The following is a 5153-nucleotide window of genomic DNA, read 5'->3' on the forward strand; positions in this document are numbered from 1 at the left end:
GACGATGGGGCCAGGTAGAGCGGCAGGAATGAGCAGACGGCAATGAATGTTGCGCCCAACAATCCCCACTGCGGCCCCGTGGCTCCCTCAGTCAGTGCTTTCCGGCGGGCGGTGCCTCGGGCGATGGCCACTTGTGCGTTGTCTGTGACCACGATGGCGTTGTCCACCAGCATACCCATGGCTATGATGAAGCCAGCCAGCGAGGTGCGGTTCAGTCCTACGTCCATGAAGGCCATAACGAGTAGTGTGCCCCCGATGGTGAACACCAGCGACGAGCCGATGAGCACCCCGGCCCTCATGCCCATTACCAGCATGATAATGAAGATGACTATCAGCACCGACTCCACCAGGTTGACAATAAAGCCGTTGTTGGCTTCCTCGGCAATCTTGTTCTCCGGGTAGAGGGTCTCCAGTTCCAGCCCCACGGGCATGAGGGGAAGCAGTTCGGCCAATCTTTCTTCCACCAACGTTCCTGTTTTCACCACGTCCTTGTTCGGGTCGGTGGACACTCCGATTCCGATGGCGGGCTTCCCGTCCACGTGCATGAGGGTGGAGGGCGGGTTCAGGTAGCCCGGCTCGATGACGGCGATGTCGCCCAGCCTCACCTGCCCGCCCGAGGTGGTGATGAGCTGGTTGCGCAGGTCATCCAGATTGGTATAGCTACCGTTGGCCACGATGCGCAGCTGCTGCTGTCCGGCATCCACCTCGCCCGTGTTCACCAGTTGGTTCTGCGACTGCAGCAGGGCGGCCAGTTGCTTGGGGTCGATGCCCATCTGTGCCAGCCGGCTGACGGGGATGAAGATGTTCACCACCTCGGTCTGTGTGCCGAAGAGGGCCACTTTCATTACCCCATCCACTGTGACCAACTGCGTCTTGATGCGTTCTGCCCAGTCGCGCAGGTCTTCGTAGCTGAAACCTTCGCCGGCGGTCAGGCCGTAGTAGATGCCGAATACGTCGCCAAAGTCGTCTGAAACGGTAGGGACGGAGGCTCCCGAAGGCAGTTGGGGTTGTATGTTGAGTATCTTGCGCCTCAATTCGTCCCACTTCTGCGGGATGGTGGCCGCCTTGAGCGAAGGTTGCAGTTCCAGCGATATTTTGGAGAGTCCGTACATGGACTCCGATTTGATTTTGTTCACTCCGCTCATGCTCTGCACTTCGCGCGAGATGGGTTCGGTGACCAGCCGCTCCACTTCGGCCGGCTCGGCACCCGGATAGCGGGTCAGGATGACGGCACTCTTGATGACGAAGGGAGCATCCTCTTTCTTGCCCAGTCTGCCGAAAGAGAAAATGCCTCCCACAAGCAGTACGGCCAGAAAGAAGTAGACAATCTTCGGATTGTCCAGCGAATATTTGGCTATGTTCATAATTAATGAAGAATGATGAATGAAGAATGAAGAATCGGGTGGGGAGAGAGGGGACTCTAACTCCTGACGGAGCGCAGCGAAGTGATAACTTCTCTAACTTCCTCTTCTTACGGCAGCACCTTCACGCTCTCGCCCTCCGTCAGCTGGTAGACGCCGGCGGTGACCACCGTTTCTCCCGGCTTCAGTCCCGAGGAAAGGAGCAGGCTGGCCTCGCCGGTAGGGGAGTAGACTTCTACCTCGCGGCGGAAGACTCGGTTGTCCTTTACCGTCCATACGTAGGTTTGCTTTCCTTCACTCTCGCTGAAGACAGCGCTGAGGGGTACGTTTACCAGTTCCTCTTTCAGGAAGGGAGCGACATCCGAGGCCATGCTGATGCTACACGTGAAGCCGGGCTTCACGTCGTAGACCGCCCGGTCGAAGGATGGGTCGTCTATGACGATGGAGACCGGGATGCCTGTGCCGTTGGTGGAAATATCCAGATATTCGTCCAACTTGGCTCGGAAGCTCTTGCTCCGATAAGTGTCAAATTCCACCAGGTACTGCTGGTCGGGTGAACGTAGCAGGTAGAGGTAGGCATCGGGCACGGTGAACTTGATGCACAGTTGCCGTGTGTTTACCAGTTGCACCACGGGTTCGCCCGCATTGATGCGCTGGTAATTTTCTGCAAAGCGTTGTTCGATGGAACCGTCAAAAGGGGCTCTAAGCTTGCATTCGTTCAGGTTGTTGGCCGACAGCTCGTAGGCCGACCGTGCCCGCTGGTAACTGCTCTCGCTTGTTTCGTACTCCTGTGCCGAGATGGCTTGCCGTTCCAGCAGCCGCCGGTTGCGTTCCAGTTGGGCGGCGGCAGTTTCGTAGGCGGACTTGTCTGCCGCATATTGAAGGGAAAGGTCGTAGGGATTTATGGCTGCTACCAAATCTCCCTTCTTTACCCGCTGCCCTTCGCTGACGGGCAGGCTGACAATCTGGCCGCTTACGCGGAAGGCCAGCTTCACCTGCTCCACGGCCTTGACTACACCGGAGAAGTTCTTGCGGATGACGGATTGCCGGCCGGCCACGGCTGTCTTTACCGGACGCACCGGCAGAGGACTGTTAGCTTGTTTATGCCCGCACGACGCGGCCAGCATCGTCGTGCCAAGGGCGAACAGATAGATTTTCTTCATCGCAGGTAAGGTTGTGGTTATCTACTTCTGAAGGTCCATTCACCCGGCAAAAGACTGCGCAGGCCTTTATTGGCCGGGCACGATGCTTATGGGCATGTCCTTCTTGAGGCAATAAACGCTTCCGTAGACTTCTATGTTCAGTTCCTCGCCTGCCTTCAGTGAAATATTTATAGTCTGGCCTACATATACACGCAGTGTGCGGCCTCTGAAGTTCACTTGGAATGTGTAGCTTTGCCACTCTTGGGGACGCACTGGCGACAGATGTAGCCGGTTGTCCAGTACCTGCATCCCCGCAAAGCCCCGCACAATGGCCAGCCACGAACCTGGCATACTGGTGATGTGCAGGCCTTGGTCGGCCTCATTATTATAGTCGTCAAGGTCCAGACGTGTAGCGTGCAGGAACAGTTGGTAGGCTTTCTCTACCCGTCCGAGGCGGGCTGCCAATATAGCGTGGATGTGGGGCGAGAGCGATGATTCATGTACCGTCATGGGCTCGTAGAAGTCGAAGTTGCGCCGAATGGTTTCCGTGTCGAAGTTGAAATAATGCAGGTAGAGTCCCAGCAGCACATCGCCCTGCTTGATGAAACACGAGCGCAGGATGCGGTCCCACGACCAGTGCTGATTGATGGGGCGCTCTTCTTGGGGAATTTCGTCTGCTCTCCGGAGTTCTTTGTCCAAGAAACCGTCGTCCTGTACAAAGATTCCGAGTTCTTTGTCTTCAGGCAGATACATGCGGTCGATGATGTCCTGCCAGTGTGCACACTCAATGGAGGCATTAAAGCCGGTAGCGCTGCACACACGGGTATAGTCTTCGGGATAGTCGTGTGCCACGGCCTTCAGGTAGTGCAGGGTCATCTTGAGGCATTGTACGCTGGAGAAGTTCGTGTACCAGTTATTGTTTACGTTGTTTTCATATTCATCTGGCCCGGTTACACCTAGTATCACATACTTATGCCGGAATGGGGAGAAGGACACCCGCTGCTTCCAGAAACGGCACACGGCTATCATCACTTCAAGCCCATATCGGGCCATGTACTCCAGCGAGCCTGTCATGATGGCGTGTTGCACGATGGCATACACCACAATGTTGTTGCGGTGCACCTCCTCGAAGGTTATTTCCCACTCGCTGTGACACTCCTCGCCATTGCTGGTCACTTGTGGAAACAGTGCAGCGCCTCCTCCGTAGCCTAGTTTGTGGGCATTTTCTATGGCTTTGGGTAGCTGGTTGTATCGGTATAGGAGCAGATTTTTTACAATAGGTTTGGGAGATGCCAGCAGGAAGAACGGCACGCAGCATAGCTCTGTGTTCCAGTATGTGTTGCCACCATATTTTTCGCCTGTGTATCCTTTGGGGCCGATATTCAGACGCGGGTCGTCGCCCCGGTAAGTCTGGTAGAGCTGGAAGATATTAAAGCGGATACCCTGCTGTGCTTCTGGATCACCTTCAATTTCCACGTCAGTTTCGTCCCATATCTCCTGCCAAGCCTGGCGGTGTCCTTCTTGCAGGGCGTCCCATCCTCGTTGACGGGCATGTTGTGCCTCGTTCACGGATTGTTCTACCAGCTTCTGGCGTTCGTAGTGCAGTGACGAAGCGATGGCTACATACTTTACCAACGTCAGCGTATCTCCCGGCTTTACGTCTGTTCCTAGGCAGAAACCTGTCTGCTTCTCTTTCTCAATGCGTATGGGAGTAGTAGCGGCTGGATGGCCGTTCTTCAGGAAGTGGCAAGTCATGGCATAGCATATCTGTGCGTCTTCACGCCGCGTTTGGGTCCATAGGTAGGTATAGTCGTTTGTGGTTCCACCGCGCAGGATGTTCCATGTTTTTTCGTCGGGCTGGTTGGCGTCATTCATGATGCTACCGTCTATGCTGGGTACAAGTGACACCTTACCGGTATAGTTCAGTGAGGTGACACTATAACGGATGAGGCAAAGGTTGGGGTGGGCCATATCGTCGATGTGCTCCACGTGCAGGGTTAGTCTGTTGCCCTTGGGCGAGGTAGTTTGAACATCGCGGTAGGAAATGCCGTTTCTCATGTCTAGACGACGGCTGAACTTATCTATGTCCCACCGTGCAAGGTCTAGCTCCTCGTCGATAAGGCGCAGGTCTATACGACTCCAGTTGGCCGCATTGGGAATACGGGTATAGAAGTGTGGGAATCCGTTCTTCCACCAGCCGACCCGTGTTTTGTCCAGAAAGGTAATGCCTCCCACGAATGAGCCTCGGTATGTGTCGCTACTGTAGGGCTCTTCAAAATTGCCCCGTTGCCCGAAGCGGCCGTTACCCAGGCTGAAGATGCTTTCGGACATGCGCAGATGGTCGGCATGAAAGCCTTCCTCAATGATATTCCATTCGTCGGTCTTTAGGTATTTTTTCATGGCTGTATAATGTGGTTAATGTGATAATTGGCATGCTATACTGCTACATGGTCGTGCACAGATATGACAGATAAAAGCAGACAGGATAATACGTTTCCATCTGTGGTGACCATGTATCCTACGTACGTTGCAAAAATACAAGAATATTTTGAATGTAAGCATACTATTTTCCGCCACGACAATTTTATCGGCTGAAAAACAGCCGATAAAATAAAAATGTCCGCAAGAAAATAGTTTAGTTTTAACATTC

3 protein-coding genes are annotated in these 5153 nt (G+C 54.3%); all 3 read right to left on the reverse strand.

The window, feature by feature from the left end:
• The coding region (locus tag Q1Y74_RS13355) for an efflux RND transporter permease subunit (RefSeq protein ID WP_300814788.1) at nucleotides 1-1364 on the reverse strand (1364 nt) is incomplete at its 3' end.
• A 107-nt stretch (nucleotides 1365-1471) separates the two neighbouring features.
• Nucleotides 1472-2524, reverse strand: coding sequence for an efflux RND transporter periplasmic adaptor subunit (locus Q1Y74_RS13360; protein WP_300814789.1), 1053 nt, complete (start codon nucleotides 2522-2524; stop codon nucleotides 1472-1474).
• A 66-nt stretch (nucleotides 2525-2590) separates the two neighbouring features.
• Nucleotides 2591-4903, reverse strand: a complete 2313-nt coding sequence (locus Q1Y74_RS13365) for a family 65 glycosyl hydrolase domain-containing protein (protein ID WP_300814790.1) — start codon at nucleotides 4901-4903, stop codon at nucleotides 2591-2593.
• Nucleotides 4904-5153: the final 250 nt, after the last annotated feature.

This window comes from uncultured Bacteroides sp., assembly GCF_949298305.1.
In the GTDB taxonomy this organism is placed as follows: Bacteria; Bacteroidota; Bacteroidia; order Bacteroidales; family Bacteroidaceae; genus Bacteroides.

Coding starts and splice junctions, on each gene's coding strand:
- Q1Y74_RS13365 (WP_300814790.1), bottom strand. CDS start 4,903: ATGAAAAAATACCTAAAGACCGACGAATGGAATATCATTGAGGAAGGC.
- Q1Y74_RS13360 (WP_300814789.1), bottom strand. CDS start 2,524: ATGAAGAAAATCTATCTGTTCGCCCTTGGCACGACGATGCTGGCCGCG.